This window comes from Veronia nyctiphanis, assembly GCF_004116385.1.
Taxonomy (GTDB): Bacteria; Pseudomonadota; Gammaproteobacteria; order Enterobacterales; family Vibrionaceae; genus Veronia; species Veronia nyctiphanis.
Genome location: NZ_PEIB01000002.1, coordinates 109,014 through 123,634, shown reverse-complemented (window position 1 = coordinate 123,634; position 14,621 = coordinate 109,014). Strand labels below are relative to the sequence as shown.

The following is a 14,621-nucleotide window of genomic DNA, read 5'->3' as shown; positions in this document are numbered from 1 at the left end:
AGACTGTAGCTTGTCACTGACATTCTCCCCCAAATTATACGATATAACGTTCTCGATTGACGGAAATGGTGGCATCTCCCCCACACAACAATCAATCAAATATAATCAATCAGTGAGCTTTACAATCACTCCTGATGAACATTATGAAGTGAATACAGTCAATGGTTGTCAAGGTAACCTTAGCGGGAATACGTATACAATAAACGGCACTGATGGCCATTGTGAAGTGTCACTGTCCTTCAAAGAGAAATATTACCAAGTGACGACAGCGATCCTGGGTGAAGGAAGCCTCTCGATAACAGAGACTGAACTGAAAAACAGCCAGATGATAGACATTACAGTATCTCCAGAAGTACATCATGAAATCAGCAATATCAATGGCTGTCAGGGTGTCTTGAACGGTGATCTCTATGTGTTGTCTGAAGTCACTGAAGACTGTCAGATAACCGCTGATTTCACACCAAAGCTATATAGCGTGTCGACATCTGTAATAGGTGATGGGACTATTTCCCCCGACGCATCTCAATTAACACATCAAGATAACCAGACTTTTTCAATGCTTGCGGGAAATTTACAGCAAGTAGCCAGCGTCACTGGTTGTAGCGGAATTCAAGACGGCAATAACTATACTGTAAGCAATGTTGATAGCGATTGTGAAATATCAGTAGAATTTGAAGCGGTTCCTGCAGTAAACGAGAGTTACGAAAGCGTATCGGTTACAGAACTGACCCTCCCATTAAAATTACAAAATGTGAATCACATTGAAGGACTAATTGAAGACATCACAGCATTGGATAAGCCAGATCGGTTTAACTTCAACGACATCAGCTTTCGTAAATCAGATAATATCTGGTACGTGAAAAACAACACCCCCATTCCAATTAATGCACTGCCTGTTCAACTGGGAAGTAACAAGGCTTTTACCTTAGTGAAACTCTCAGAAACTCTGCCCGAATATAGCGAAGCTGAAGTCGACTTCCCCTCACTAATGACAGAAAGCATCATTTACGCTCATCAATACCGGTTGTTTAATCCAACAATAACAATCGGACCAAACAATGTTGAGGAGCTGTGTACCGATAAGGAAAAAACATGTTATAGCCTGCCAAATATTGAAGAAAGGAAACTCGCTGAAATTACAGCCATCAATATTTACAATTTGGCAAACACAAAAAGCTACGCAAATGCAATGCTGACGTTTTTCGAAAATCGTTGTAATTACGATAACGCTAAGTGTGGTAACTACAACAACCCTCAACTCCCCTACGGGGTTTACAACCTCCTCAAATTTGCCGCTGAAGGCCACAGGTTAACGTTGAAAATTATGCGAAATCAATACAGCGCAGAGGGCATGGGTGGTGGCAGCGGTGCGAACCTTAGTGCTTACATCAATACAAGTGGTGGCTGGGCATCTATCTGGCAAAGTTATATTAATGAAAACCATCGGCACTGGAAAAACGGTGGCCAGTACTACAACATCTGGTATCACGAAATAGCCCATGCCGTTGGTATGTCTCATGCGTCTGGAATGACTTACGGTTTTGCAGACTATTTTGCAAAAAATTATATGCCCGGTATTACGGAGCAACAAACCCGTACTTCTCGCGGAACACTCAAGTATCCCGAACTGGTGATGGATGCAAACTTGAATGATGAAAAGGCGTTAAATGTCTCGTTTGCGAATCTGGGCAACAACGACATAAGCGAAGTCAAGATTAAAATCATTACGGCATGTAAATGGACATTCAACACCGAATATTTCCCGAGTAAAGATAATACTGGTTTAACACTCAGCTATGATACGCCGCCAAAATGCCCTTTGTTTATTAGAGCGTCAACTGAGACTTCAGACAACGTTGCAACACTTAAGATTGCAAAAACAGAATTGAGCACATCACCAAGATATAAAGTTGGCTCCAATATATTCACTGTACTATCAGTGAGTGTTCTAGAGCCAAATGACAACGGATGGGCTATCAGGCGGAGCTGTGAATTACCTGGTTCAAACTTAGCGACTAAAAGTCAGTATCAAGAACTGTGGGATCACTTAAGTGACAATAATAAACTTGGCGAGCTGTCTGTAAAAGTATTCCTTTCTCGTGATGAGCCTCTGGGCTACAGAATTTGGAAACTCACGTTTGACGATGATGCAATGAAGTCAGGACATTATTGGATGACGCACAAATTGGGGAATGATAAAGCACTGGTATGCGTATCGTCTGCTGAATAACAGCCTACTGTAATTCTATATTTGGCGTCTCCTGACAAGAAATACGTGCGGCTTTGTCGAGCGTCTCATGAGGTTGGCCATAAATATCATAGTATTCATTAGCTAATGGGTGGCTTGCGATAATCAGTTGCTCGGCGCTGTTGCATTCAACCCGTATATAAACGGTGGGTAAATCGGCTTCATCTTGCTCAATCAATTGCCACCCAAATGCTGAAGAAGAAAAGATTGCAATTATCAATACCAAATTACTGCGTTTCATGCTAACCCTACGAATTGTTTCCAGAAAAAAAGCGCACTTCAAAGTGCGCAAACCATCACTCAGAACAAACTCATTCACAAACGCAAACTCTGCCATGCTTCACACATTGTTCTGAACACGTTAGCATCACCCTCAGGGCGATCTGGGTGCCATTTCAGTGCCATCTTTCGCCATTGCTGACGAATATCTTTCTCACTAGCATCAATAGGTAGACCCAACGCAGCCAACGCATTACTTCTTTCGACTGTGTTCTCTGTTGTGTGACCAATATGTCGACGGTAACGCTTCCAAAATGAACGGAGCATTTCTCGAACATCATCCTCTTGCGCATTGTAGTTACGCCAATTCAGGTAGTACTCTCTGAGAGGATCTTTGACATCTATTTCTTGTCGCTGCAAACCCAACTTTGTTGATCGGAACACCAATTTTATGTCCATCGACTCAACTTGAAGCCATTGCTTCGGGTAAAGCATTTCTTGCAGCTGAAAAAGCGCGTTCATGATAAGGAAGTTTCTTTTGAACAGGTCAAGCTGCACATCATCATCAAGAGGGTCAATGATGGTTGTTTTCTGCAACTCAGACATGAGATGGTGGACTTTCCAGCTTTCTGGTGACGCTTCTAATATCGTCAGAATTGGCCAAATGAGTGGGTTATCAATTTCGCCCTTTTCATTTTGTTCAGCTAACATGTTGTCAGGCCTCCCTTCCGTATCAGCCACACTCATCACCTTAATGAAAAGATGTCTCTTACCTAAGACATTAATCTAGATATCTGACGTTTGCTGTCCAATGTTTTTAAGTCTGACCTATTTCACATCATAGGTAGATATCAATTATTTCTCTTTGACAAATAATAACATTTACACTGGTCCAGATGATGACTGACAGAACAACTGCTCGGACTCACCTCGAAAACATTATTAATTGCTTACAAACCGCCATGGAAAAGGCATTTTCTGTAAGTTGAGTACAAAAAAAAGCACAGCGTAAAGCTGTGCTTTTTCACATAACAAAGCGTAATGTTAGCCGCGATAATAACGTTGCGGAACAAACGGCATTTTCTCGACAGTCATAGGTAATTTCTTACCACGGACCTCTGCGAATACTTCGGTACCGATCACGGCAACTTCAGCATTTACATAAGCCATCGCAACAGGCATGCCTTTAGTTGGACCGAACGTACCGCTGGTTACTACACCAATCTTATTATCGTCAGCATCAAACAGCTCACTGCCCTCGCGAACTGGCGCTTTGCTTTGGCCAAGCAAACCAATTCTCTTACGGTTCACATCTTTATTGACGATTTGTGGAAGGATGATATCAGCGCCCGGGAAACCACCTGCACGCTCACCGTCAAGACGACGGTTCTTACTGATTGCCCATAGCAGGCTCGCTTCAACAGGGGTTGTTGTTGTGTCGATGTCATTGCCATAGAGACAGAGGCCACACTCAAGACGCAGTGAGTCACGCGCACCAAGGCCAATCCACTCAACCGCATCGTCGCTCAGCAACGCACGAGCGAGCGCGTCGGCATGCTCTGACGGGACTGAAATCTCGTAACCATCTTCGCCAGTGTAACCAGAACGGCTCACCAAGCACTCAACACCATTTAGTTCGACCTTAACGGCATCCATAAACACCATATCCGCAACGACTGGGTTGAGTTTAGACAAAACAACAGCCGCCTCTGGCCCCTGCAAGGCAAGCAATGCACGATCATCGAGACGCTCAAGTTCAACACTTGCAGGCAGGTTTGCTTCAAGATGGGCAATGTCTTGCTCTTTGCACGCTGCATTCACGACCAAGAACAGATGATCACCAAAATTGGTCACCATCAGATCATCCATCAAGCCGCCTTGTTCATTGGTGAATAGCGCATAACGTTGCTTACCAGCAGGAAGGTCTTGAATATCAACAGGCACAAGGCTTTCTAGGGCAGCGGCCGCGTCAGCACCGTGAAGGCGTAACTGACCCATGTGAGAGACATCAAACAAACCAGCATGTTCGCGGCAGTGAATGTGTTCTTTACGAACACCCAGTGCATATTGTACTGGCATGTCATAACCTGCAAACGGGACCATTTTCCCGCCCATTTCGATATGCAGGCATGTAGTGGGGTTTTGTGAAGTTCCTGAGACATGTTTCGCTCCATGATAACTGCGTGTTACACGCACTTATTTGTGTACTGCACCATGAGTGATGCCAATGTAATTTGTTACCTACCTATCCTGTTCAGGACGCGGTAACCCAAAGTATCAATGCGTCTTTTTCGCTCAACGACGCCAACATATGTCCCATGTTGGCGTCGTAATAAGCACTATCACCCTCGGTAAGGGTGATAGCTTCATAGAATTCTGAATAAAACTGGATACTGCCTTCCAACACGAGGAGGAACTCTTCCCCGTCATGTCTTATCCAATCACCGTAATCGTCAAAGCTTCGCGCTCGAACGCGGGTTTTGAATGGCATCATTTTCTTGTGTCTTAGCTGAGTCGCTAGAAGTTCGTGTTCATAGGTGCCAGTCGGTCGGGGTTTCCCCTCTCCTGCACGGGTAATATCTCGTCTACCCGCCGCTGTACGATTTGTGGGAGGAGAGAAAAGCTGGGGAATATCGATATTCAAGCCTGCAGCTAACTTCTGCATTGCCTGAAATGTCGGAGAAATCTGCTCATTCTCAATTTTCGACAACGTTGACCTCGCTAGACCGGTGAGTTGACTCGCTTCCTCCAGGGTCAGGCCACCCGCAGTACGAATTTCTTTTAGGCGCTCACCCAGTTTGAGCGGCGCTATCTGTGTATCAGCCGTGTCAGGCTTCGCTGCTCGCTCAATTGATACTGCCGGTAACACTTCCTGTGAGTTTGTCTCAGTCATTCGTTGTCATCATTCCTGTTGAGATTCTGTTGTAAACACGTTCATTTTTACACGAACATCATGATGGTTTCACCAACACGGTTAACAATTTCGCTAAAAAGTTTCGTATAGGAAACTCCAGAAATCAACTTTTGTCTTTTTTGTCAGCAAAAAATGTACAAATATCAGACACTCAAATACAGATAAAGAAATAAATATCTACATATATAAATATATAGATATACATCAATAACTTAAGTGGTTATTGTCAGTTTTGGCATTTAAAGCCATGTGCTCACTCAGCAATAATGCAAACGTTTGTTGATAATCATTATTTGCTAGGATTGCTAGAATGAAAGTGTAACAATGATCACACTGCGTGTTTCCTATAGGAAATTTATTTTGCGGATGGGTACGGGGTTTTGTATGTTAGCCAACAATGAAGGGAATTAACCCAGGGTTAAACGCAATATTAAGTTTGATTCCTGATGTCGCAGAGCTTTCACCCCTTATTGGGAATGTTATAGAGCAAGGAGACATGCATGAGTCACAGCATGTTTGATCTGTTTAAAATCGGAGTCGGTCCTTCCAGTTCCCATACGGTAGGTCCAATGGTTGCCTGTGCCCGCTTTGTCGAGGAAATAGACGAGCTAACGTTGACTGACAGCGTTGAGAAAATCGTGGTTGATCTTTATGGCTCACTGGCACTAACAGGCAAAGGCCACGCAACAGATGTTGCATGTGTCATGGGGCTGCTAGGCGAATGGCCACAGTATATCGATTCCAACACCATCCCGACCCGCTCAGAAAATATCAGAACCTCCAAAATGCTCTCTTTCGCAGGAAAAACCGATATCTCGTTTGAATGGGATGACGACATTGTTTTTCATTGCGATAAGGTGCTGACAGAACACCCCAATGGCATGACGGTAACCGCCTTCGGCAAAGACAGCAAGCAGCTTCATAGCGCGACGTTTTTCTCCGTTGGTGGAGGTTTTGTTGTTAAGCAGGGGGAAACGGAGTCTGACCAAGATAACATTGAACTCCCCTTCCCTTTCAGTAGCGCGGCCGAACTTATTGAGCACTGCCGCGTAGCGAACAAAACAATCGCACAGGTCATGTTCGATAATGAACTTGCTCGCGCCGTGGCTGAGAACCCAAACGCCACTATTCATAACGTTCATGAAGGCATCGATGCTATTTGGCGGGTCATGTTTGAGTGCATAGAGCGCGGCATTGAAGCAGATGGTGTTCTCCCGGGTGGTCTAAAGCTTAAGAGACGTGCCAAAACGCTGTATCAGTCAATTAACAAGATGCACCACACTGGTTTGCCACTCGACAGTAATGATTGGGTGAACATGTACGCCATGGCAGTAAATGAAGAGAATGCAGCTGGCGGACAGGTTGTCACTGCGCCAACGAATGGCGCTGCTGGCGTCATTCCGGCCGTGCTCGCGTACTACAACAAATTTGTATCCCGCGGCAACACCGATGGCATAAGAATCTTTTTGGCTACCGCTGCTGCGATTGGCTCACTCTACAAAACGAATGCCTCTATTTCTGCTGCAGAAGTGGGCTGTCAGGGTGAGATTGGCGTAGCTTGTTCTATGGCTGCAGCTGGTCTTGCGGCGGCAATGGGTGCGAGTCTCGAACAAATTGAGAATGCTGCTGAAATCGGAATGGAGCATAACCTCGGCCTTACTTGTGATCCAATTCATGGCCTGGTTCAGGTACCTTGCATCGAAAGAAACACCATGGGCGCGGTTAAAGCTATCAATGCAACGCGATTGGCATTGAACGGTGACGGTGAACATCACGTACCCTTAGACACCGTAATCAAAACGATGCACGAGACCGGGCTCGATATGATGAGTAAATACAAAGAAACCTCTTTGGGTGGTCTTGCAACCAATACCATCCCCATTAACGTGGTCGCTTGCTGAAAACAGCAAAAACCAGAGCAGACAAAGTGCCTGCAAAAAAGGCACTCTGATGACAAAGGACTGAAAAATGAAACCTCGCTATCAGACTGGACAACACGAAAACTTCTTCACCACCAACCTGGATGAGACTGACGGCGCAGTCATGGCAGGTATCAAGGCTGAAGAGAAACGTCAAAATCAACAAATCGAGTTGATTGCCTCTGAAAACATCGTATCGAAAGCCGTTATGCAGGCACAAGGCAGTTGCCTGACCAATAAGTACGCCGAAGGTTATCCGGGACGTCGCTATTACGGTGGCTGTGAGCATGTCGATGAAGTCGAAGCCATTGCTATCGAGCGTGCCAAGCAACTGTTTGGTTGTGAGTATGCGAACGTTCAACCGCATTCTGGTGCACAGGCAAACGGCGCAGTCATGTTGGCGCTTCTTCAGCCAGGTGACACCATTCTTGGTATGTCACTTGATGCGGGCGGCCACTTAACACACGGCGCACGCCCTGCCCTTTCTGGCAAATGGTTTAACGCGGTTCAGTATGGCGTTAGCGAAGAAACTCTGGAACTTGATTACGAGCAGGTTGCTAAGCTGGCAGAAGAACATAAGCCAAAACTTATCATTGCTGGCGGTTCTGCATCCCACGCCACATTGATTTCGCAAAATTCCGAGAAATCGCAGACAGCGTTGGTGCGCTTCTCATGGTCGATATGGCTCACATCGCGGGGTTAATTGCGACTGGCTCACACCCAAGTCCGATTCCTCACGCACATGTGGTAACAACGACTACGCACAAAACACTTCGCGGCCCGCGCGGCGGCATGATCCTGACCAACGATGAAGCCATCAATAAAAAGATCAATTCAGCGGTATTCCCGGGGCTCCAGGGTGGTCCTTTAATGCATGTGATTGCTGCAAAAGCGGTTGCTTTCGGCGAAGCACTTGAGCCTGAATTTAAATTCTACATCAACAACGTCGTTGCAAACGCAAAAGCACTTGCTGAAGTCCTTCAGACTCGTGGGTGTGACATTGTGACTGGCGGAACAGATACACACCTGATGTTGGTTGATTTGCGCCCGAAAGGACTCAAAGGCAATCAGGTGGAAGTCGCGCTTGAGCGCGCAGGTATTACCTGTAACAAAAACGGTATTCCTTTTGATACTGAAAAACCAATGGTGACATCTGGAATTCGTCTTGGTACCCCTGCTGGCACGACGCGAGGCTTTGGTACTGAAGAGTTCCGTCAAATTGGTGAGTGGATTGGTGATGTTCTTGATGGATTGGTTGAATCACCAGATGGCAACACTGATGTTGAAGAGCGCGTTCGTAAAGAAGTGCAGCAACTTTGCCAGCGATTCCCGCTTTATCACTAATAACGAATAGCCCGGCATAAAACCGGGCAACTAGCTTTGATTTTTATGGAGAGACTCTAATGGATGCAACACTGAAATTTTCTGAAAGCCACGAGTGGGTAAAAGACAATGGCGACGGCACTGTAACTGTGGGTATTTCGGACCACGCGCAACAATTGCTGGGCGATGTAGTATTTGTTGACCTGCCAGAAGTAGGTGGTGAAGTTGAAACTGGTGAGAGCTTTTCACTGGTTGAGTCAGTGAAAGCAGCATCTGATATTTATGGCCCAGTTAACGGTGAAATCGTTGAAGTCAACGAAAACCTAGAAGACAGCCCTGAGCTGGTTAACGAAGAACCATACGAAGGCGGTTGGTTAGCGAAAATCAAACTTGCTGATGACAGCAACCTAGACCACCTGCTTTCTGCTGAAGCTTATCAAGAATCTATTGAAGACTAATTCGGGATCCGAGTGATGACTGACACACGTTTGCTTGACAGTTTGGATGTTGATGGTGAGTTTATTGCTCGTCACAATGGTCCTAAGCTGCAAGAACAAAATGAGATGCTCAAAGCAATTAACGCAACGAGCCTAGAACATCTGATTGAAGAAACGGTACCTGCTGGTATTCGCCTTCCAAAACCAATGCAACTTGACCCAGCATCGAGTGAAAACAACATGTTGGCGAAACTGAAAGAGATCGCGTCAAAAAACGTTATCAAACGCAGTTTCATCGGTCAGGGCTACTATGGTACGCACACGCCAAACGTTATATTGCGTAACGTTTTGGAAAATCCAGGCTGGTATACGGCTTATACGCCTTATCAACCAGAGATTTCTCAAGGTCGTCTTGAGTCGCTGTTGAACTTCCAGCAAATGGTCATGGACCTGACTGGTATGGAATTATCCAATGCCTCTCTCCTTGACGAGGCGACAGCAGCAGCCGAAGCGATGACGCTTTGTAAGCGCGGCGGAAAGAGCAAAAGCAACACATACTTTGTTGCTGACGACGTGCATCCGCAAACTATCGACGTTGTAAAGACTCGCGCAGAGTTTTTCGGCTTTGACGTAGTTGTTGCGGCTGCTGATACTTTGCCTGAGCACGATGTATTCGGTGCCCTTCTTCAATACCCTGGTACAACGGGCGAAGTTAAAGACTTGTCTGCTCTGATTACTGCTGCTCAAGCAAATAAAACGCTGGTCGCGGTAGCTGCAGACTTGTTGTCTCTGACCGTTCTGAAAGCGCCAGGCGAAATGGGTGCTGACGTTGTTATTGGTTCAGCACAGCGTTTCGGCGTTCCTATGGGCTTTGGTGGTCCACACGCTGCTTCATGGCAACCCGTGACAAGCTGAAACGTACCATGCCAGGTCGTGTTATTGGTGTTTCGATAGACGTCAATGGCAATCAGGCACTACGTATGGCAATGCAAACGCGTGAGCAGCACATTCGTCGTGAAAAGGCCACGTCAAACATCTGTACTGCTCAGGCACTACTGGCAAACATGGCCGCATTCTATGCTGTTTACCATGGTCCAGAAGGTCTTCGCAAAATAGGCCGCCGTGTGCATCACCTGACTGCTCTGTTCGCTGCTGGCCTTAACCATGCAGGTCTCGAGCTGGCGCATCATCATTTCTTTGATACCGTGACTATCAACACCGGTGATAAGACTGACGCTCTTTTCTCTGCCGCATCAGACGCAGGTTACAACCTTCGTAAACTGAACGGCAAGTTGGGTGTAAGCTTCGACGAAACAACCAGCCTGAGCGAAGTCAACGCACTTCTCAAAGTACTGACTGGTAAAGGCGATGCAGCCCAATTCTCAGCTATCGTAGAGGCAGACGAGTTTGCAGCTATCCCTGAGGCATGTCGTCGCACCAGCGCATACCTGACGCATGAGGTATTTAATACCTATCAAAGCGAAACACGCATGATGCGTTACATGAAGAAGCTCGAAAACAAAGACTTCTCATTGACACACGGTATGATTCCGCTTGGTAGCTGTACAATGAAGCTCAATGCAGCAGCCGAAATGATTCCGGTCACTTGGCCTGAGTTTGGTGCACTTCACCCGTTCGTTCCGGCTGACCAGTCTCTGGGCTATGCTGAACTGGCTGACTCTTTGGATAAAATGCTGTGTGAGATCACTGGCTATGATGCAATGTCTTTGCAGCCTAACTCAGGTGCACAGGGCGAGTACGCTGGCTTGATTGCTATTCAGCGCTATCACCAAAGCCGTGGCGACGACCACAGAAATGTATGTCTGATCCCAAGCTCTGCACATGGTACTAACCCTGCATCTGCAGCAATGGTATCCATGAAGGTTGTTGTTGTTGGCTGTGACGATGACGGTAATATCGACGTTGAAGATCTGAAGGCGAAGATAGAGAAGCACCGTGACAACCTGTCATGCATCATGATCACCTACCCTTCTACACACGGTGTTTATGAAGAAGCTGTACAGGAAGTCTGCGAACTCGTTCATGAAGCAGGCGGCCAAGTTTATCTTGATGGTGCGAACATGAATGCGCAGGTTGGTCTCACCAGCCGGGCTTCATTGGCTCAGACGTTTCTCACCTGAACCTTCATAAGACCTTCTGTATCCCTCACGGTGGCGGTGGTCCAGGTATGGGTCCTATCGGTGTTAAATCTCACCTTGCGCCATTCCTGCCGGGTCACGTTGAACAAGGTGGCGAGTACGCCGTATCTGCTGCACCTATTGGCAGTGCGTCTATCCTTCCTATCTCGTGGGCTTACATTGCCATGATGGGTGAAGAAGGCCTGACAGAAGCAACTAAGATTGCGATTCTGAATGCCAACTACGTGATGGAACGTCTAAGTCCGCACTACGAAGTCCTTTATCGTGGAACGCACGGCCGTATTGCGCATGAATGCATCATCGATATTCGTCCAATCAAAGAAGTATCGGGCATTAGTGAAGAAGATGTTGCGAAGCGTCTCATGGACTTTGGTTTCCATGCCCCAACAATGTCATTCCCTGTTGCCGGCACACTGATGATTGAACCAACTGAAAGTGAAGACAAAGACGAGTTGGATCGTTTCTGTGATGCGATGATTGCTATCCGCACCGAAATTGCGCGTGTTCAATCTGGCGAGTGGTCTCTGGAAGACAATCCACTTGTTCGTGCACCTCACACGCAAGGCGATTTGATGGCCGAAAGTTGGGACCGAGCATACAGCCGCGAGCTAGCTTGTTTCCCAAGTGTTCAGGCTAAAGCCGCTAAGTATTGGCCTACCGTTAACCGTGTTGATAACGTTTACGGTGACCGCAACTTGATTTGTTCTTGCCCTTCTATTGAAAGCTACATGGAAGACTAAGAACCAAGTTAGTGAGTGAAAAGGCGAGCAATATGCTCGCCTTTTTTTATTTGGTTGACTCGAGACTTTATTCAGAGTGAAAGCCTCATATCAGCGCAATCGAATTTGCCTTCGCCAAGCTGCGGAAATACTGCGTAGTTCTCTAGAATGCCATGTTGAGTAAAACCACACTTCTCAAGCACACGAATACTGGCATAATGACGGTGGTAAGGATGTGTCCGTACTTCCTTCACGCCCATGTCTCTCAACAGCACCAACCCCTCCCGACAAATGCTGGTTGCTAACCCTCTGCCTGAAAAACCTTTGCCAACACCGTAGTGAATTTCAGCAAAACTTGTGGCAAAAACTAAAATCATCAAGCCGATTATTTCGCCTGATTCTTTCCATTCCACACCAAAAGTAAGTACCTTAGGGTCATCAGAGAAATAGTTGGCTCTCCACCTTTTTATCGAAACAAGTGTCGCACTCTGAGTTGTATGAACTTGAGAAGACACAAACCTTGCCGATTCAACACAACTTTTGTAGTTAGCAAACAACTCTGTATGGTCAGCTTCAGTTAATTGTCGAACGCGAATACCATTGTTTTCCTTCACTTACCCTGCTCCTAAAGTAAGATTTTTCAGTCAAGATACTGACCTTAATGCATAGAAAAAGACATTGCATTTTAAATAATTGTTTTATCGATTAATTTCAAAGGCAAACATCAATTACATCTTAGACTTCTGCCATTCGAGCTAAATACATGACAGTGTTAAACTGCTACGAGGTCATACTGCACTTTCGAAATATGAAACTTAGACAGTTGTTTTTATACCGAAAGTACTTCGAATATTTCAATTTATTGAGAAAATGAAAATTTCACAGAAAACATTTCCCACAACCAAATCAAATGCCAATACTCCTCATTTCTGATATGCAATATATTGGCAAAAATTACATTTATCTCAATATCAATAATTCACACACTCTAATGTTGCCGACAGCGACTTAACTTGTAAGCTTGAAACTTCTCGTTGATTAATTTCTGAAGGTCAGCAAGTGACACGTTTTTATTGCTCTCTATTGATGTTGTGTTTTGTGCAACTAACAGCTTTTTATTCTTATGCAAACGAAAATATATTGAAGATAGGCGTGCTTACAAAGCCGGATACCCTTGATCCACATCGATTGAACACCGGAAATAACATTATGCTATCCAGTATAATTTTTGACCAGATGGGGTATTCAAAAGCTGGTCAACGCTTGTTTTCACAGGGACTTTCTAAATCTGTACAACTCGTGAGTGCACAAGAAAACACATGGGAAATCTCAATTCACAAAGGCATTACTTTTCATGATGGCCATGAACTGACCAGCGAAGATGTTGCATTCACCATCAACCGAATCAAACAACTGCCGGACAGTGACTTTTCTTTCAAACCCTACGTAGAACCAATACTGGAGGTGAAGGTAAAGTCCCTTCATACAATAAGGTTAAAACTTAAGCCAGGTTATTCTGAGTTTCACGGCGATTTATCGAAAATATTTATCTTGCCCGCTCACCTTGAACACAGCGACAGCACAGATACCTTCGATGTAGGTAAGTCCGCAATAGGAACTGGCACCTACAGAATAAGAGACGTCGGTGAAAATAAAAATACCATTTCACTTGAACACTATAAAAATAATTGGCGTAATCAGGATGGTATTCGACACATAGAGCTCATACATTTTCCAGATGCACAAAAACGTTTTCATGCCTTACTGCAAAATGAAATTCATGTCGCCGACAAGCTCTCTCCACAGCAACTATCAATGTTAGAAGAAAAGGGCTATAACACACTAAAAAGGCCAAGCACCCGAATGGTGTTCTTACAGTTAGACACCCATCGAGACATAAGCCCGTTTATCACAGATAAGTTCAACAGCCCGCTAAAAACGAATCCGCTCAAAAGCCTTAAGGTAAGACAGGCTATGTCACTGGCATTAGACAGAGATACATTACAAAAACGGTGATGGGAGGCAGTGGAAAGATATCTGGCCAATTATTTTTGTCTGACTGGCCCTTTGCCAGTAAAAACTTGAAGCCAGTGAAACAAAATGTAGAACTGGCAAGAAAACTAATGAGGGAAGCAGGTTATAGAAAAGGCTTCAAACTTACCATTCATGGACCAAATAACCGATATATTCGTGATACTGCAATCCTTGAATATGTTGCCACTGCTTTAAACAATATTGGCATCGAGGCCAATGCTATTTCACTGCCTACGCGTGAGTTTTTTACACGGTCGATGAGACACCATGAATTCAGTGTCAGTATGCTAGGTTGGGCCCCTTCAGCAAGTGGCTTTTATACCTTCAATAACCTATTTATTTTTCCAGACCCTGCTAAGAAATCAGGCAATGCGAATGCGGGTCAATACCACAATGATGAGGTAGAAAAGCTGGTTCTAACGGCGAAAAACAGCCCCGACAAAACATATCGCGATCAGCTCTATCGTAGGGCATCTGAAGTTGTCATTAATGATGTCGCTATCATCCACTCCACTTTCAATACTCGAGTTGGGGTATGGCACCAAACGTAAAATATTCACCGACACCGGGTAGTTGGCGAACTGAACCCCAAATGTTTCGATGGGTGCGAAAACCACAATAATGGTCAAGAATGCTCAGCAACAGCTTT

7 protein-coding genes and 4 pseudogenes are annotated in these 14,621 nt (G+C 45.3%); 6 read left to right on the top strand and 5 right to left on the bottom strand.

The window, feature by feature from the left end; all coding sequences use genetic code 11:
• Nucleotides 1-10 precede the first annotated feature (10 nt).
• Nucleotides 11-2,230 (top strand): hypothetical protein, encoded by a 2,220-nt coding sequence (locus CS022_RS02465; RefSeq protein WP_129120949.1) that lies wholly within the window; start codon nucleotides 11-13, stop codon nucleotides 2,228-2,230.
• Between the two features lie 4 nt (nucleotides 2,231-2,234).
• Here the strand turns inward: CS022_RS02465 and CS022_RS02460 are convergent, their stop codons facing one another.
• From CS022_RS02460 to CS022_RS02445, 4 genes and pseudogenes are all read right to left on the bottom strand, one after another.
• On the bottom strand, nucleotides 2,235-2,585 hold the full coding sequence (locus tag CS022_RS02460; RefSeq protein WP_129120948.1) for a hypothetical protein: 351 nt from the start codon (nucleotides 2,583-2,585) through the stop codon (nucleotides 2,235-2,237).
• Nucleotides 2,564-3,178: a DNA-J related domain-containing protein gene (locus tag CS022_RS02455; protein WP_129121132.1), complete on the bottom strand. Its 615-nt coding sequence runs from the start codon at nucleotides 3,176-3,178 to the stop codon at nucleotides 2,564-2,566. The genes CS022_RS02460 and CS022_RS02455 overlap by 22 nt, the downstream gene beginning before the upstream one ends.
• Nucleotides 3,179-3,511: 333 nt before the next feature.
• Nucleotides 3,512-4,629 (bottom strand): annotated as a pseudogene (gcvT, locus tag CS022_RS02450) (glycine cleavage system aminomethyltransferase GcvT).
• Between the two features lie 92 nt (nucleotides 4,630-4,721).
• On the bottom strand, nucleotides 4,722-5,360 hold the full coding sequence (locus CS022_RS02445; protein WP_129120946.1) for a helix-turn-helix domain-containing protein: 639 nt from the start codon (nucleotides 5,358-5,360) through the stop codon (nucleotides 4,722-4,724).
• Between the two features lie 521 nt (nucleotides 5,361-5,881).
• Here CS022_RS02445 and CS022_RS02440 point away from each other — a divergent pair.
• The 4 genes and pseudogenes from CS022_RS02440 (at nucleotide 5,882) to gcvP (ending at nucleotide 11,959) form a co-directional block, all read left to right on the top strand.
• Nucleotides 5,882-7,282 (top strand): L-serine ammonia-lyase, encoded by a 1,401-nt coding sequence (locus CS022_RS02440; RefSeq protein WP_129120945.1) that lies wholly within the window; start codon nucleotides 5,882-5,884, stop codon nucleotides 7,280-7,282.
• A 67-nt stretch (nucleotides 7,283-7,349) separates the two neighbouring features.
• Nucleotides 7,350-8,644, top strand: a pseudogene (locus CS022_RS02435) (serine hydroxymethyltransferase).
• Nucleotides 8,645-8,703: 59 nt separating this feature from the next.
• Nucleotides 8,704-9,081: a glycine cleavage system protein GcvH gene (gene gcvH / locus CS022_RS02430; RefSeq protein ID WP_129120944.1), complete on the top strand. Its 378-nt coding sequence runs from the start codon at nucleotides 8,704-8,706 to the stop codon at nucleotides 9,079-9,081.
• A 15-nt stretch (nucleotides 9,082-9,096) separates the two neighbouring features.
• Nucleotides 9,097-11,959, top strand: a pseudogene (gene gcvP, locus CS022_RS02425) (aminomethyl-transferring glycine dehydrogenase).
• A 71-nt stretch (nucleotides 11,960-12,030) separates the two neighbouring features.
• Here the strand turns inward: gcvP and CS022_RS02420 are convergent.
• The gene (locus CS022_RS02420) at nucleotides 12,031-12,552 is read right to left on the bottom strand and encodes a GNAT family N-acetyltransferase (protein ID WP_129120943.1); all 522 of its coding nucleotides are present in this window, start codon (nucleotides 12,550-12,552) and stop codon (nucleotides 12,031-12,033) included.
• Between the two features lie 472 nt (nucleotides 12,553-13,024).
• On the opposite strand from CS022_RS02420, the pseudogene CS022_RS27915 reads away from it, so the two are divergent.
• Nucleotides 13,025-14,523, top strand: a pseudogene (locus CS022_RS27915) (ABC transporter substrate-binding protein).
• Nucleotides 14,524-14,621: the final 98 nt, after the last annotated feature.

Bases quoted from the DNA above. Each gene is read 5' to 3' on its own strand.
- CS022_RS02440 (WP_129120945.1), top strand. From the start codon at position 5,882: ATGAGTCACAGCATGTTTGATCTGTTTAAAATCGGAGTCGGTCCTTCC.
- CS022_RS02460 (WP_129120948.1), bottom strand. From the start codon at position 2,585: ATGGCAGAGTTTGCGTTTGTGAATGAGTTTGTTCTGAGTGATGGTTTG.
- gcvH (WP_129120944.1), top strand. From the start codon at position 8,704: ATGGATGCAACACTGAAATTTTCTGAAAGCCACGAGTGGGTAAAAGAC.
- CS022_RS02455 (WP_129121132.1), bottom strand. From the start codon at position 3,178: ATGTTAGCTGAACAAAATGAAAAGGGCGAAATTGATAACCCACTCATT.
- CS022_RS02445 (WP_129120946.1), bottom strand. From the start codon at position 5,360: ATGACTGAGACAAACTCACAGGAAGTGTTACCGGCAGTATCAATTGAG.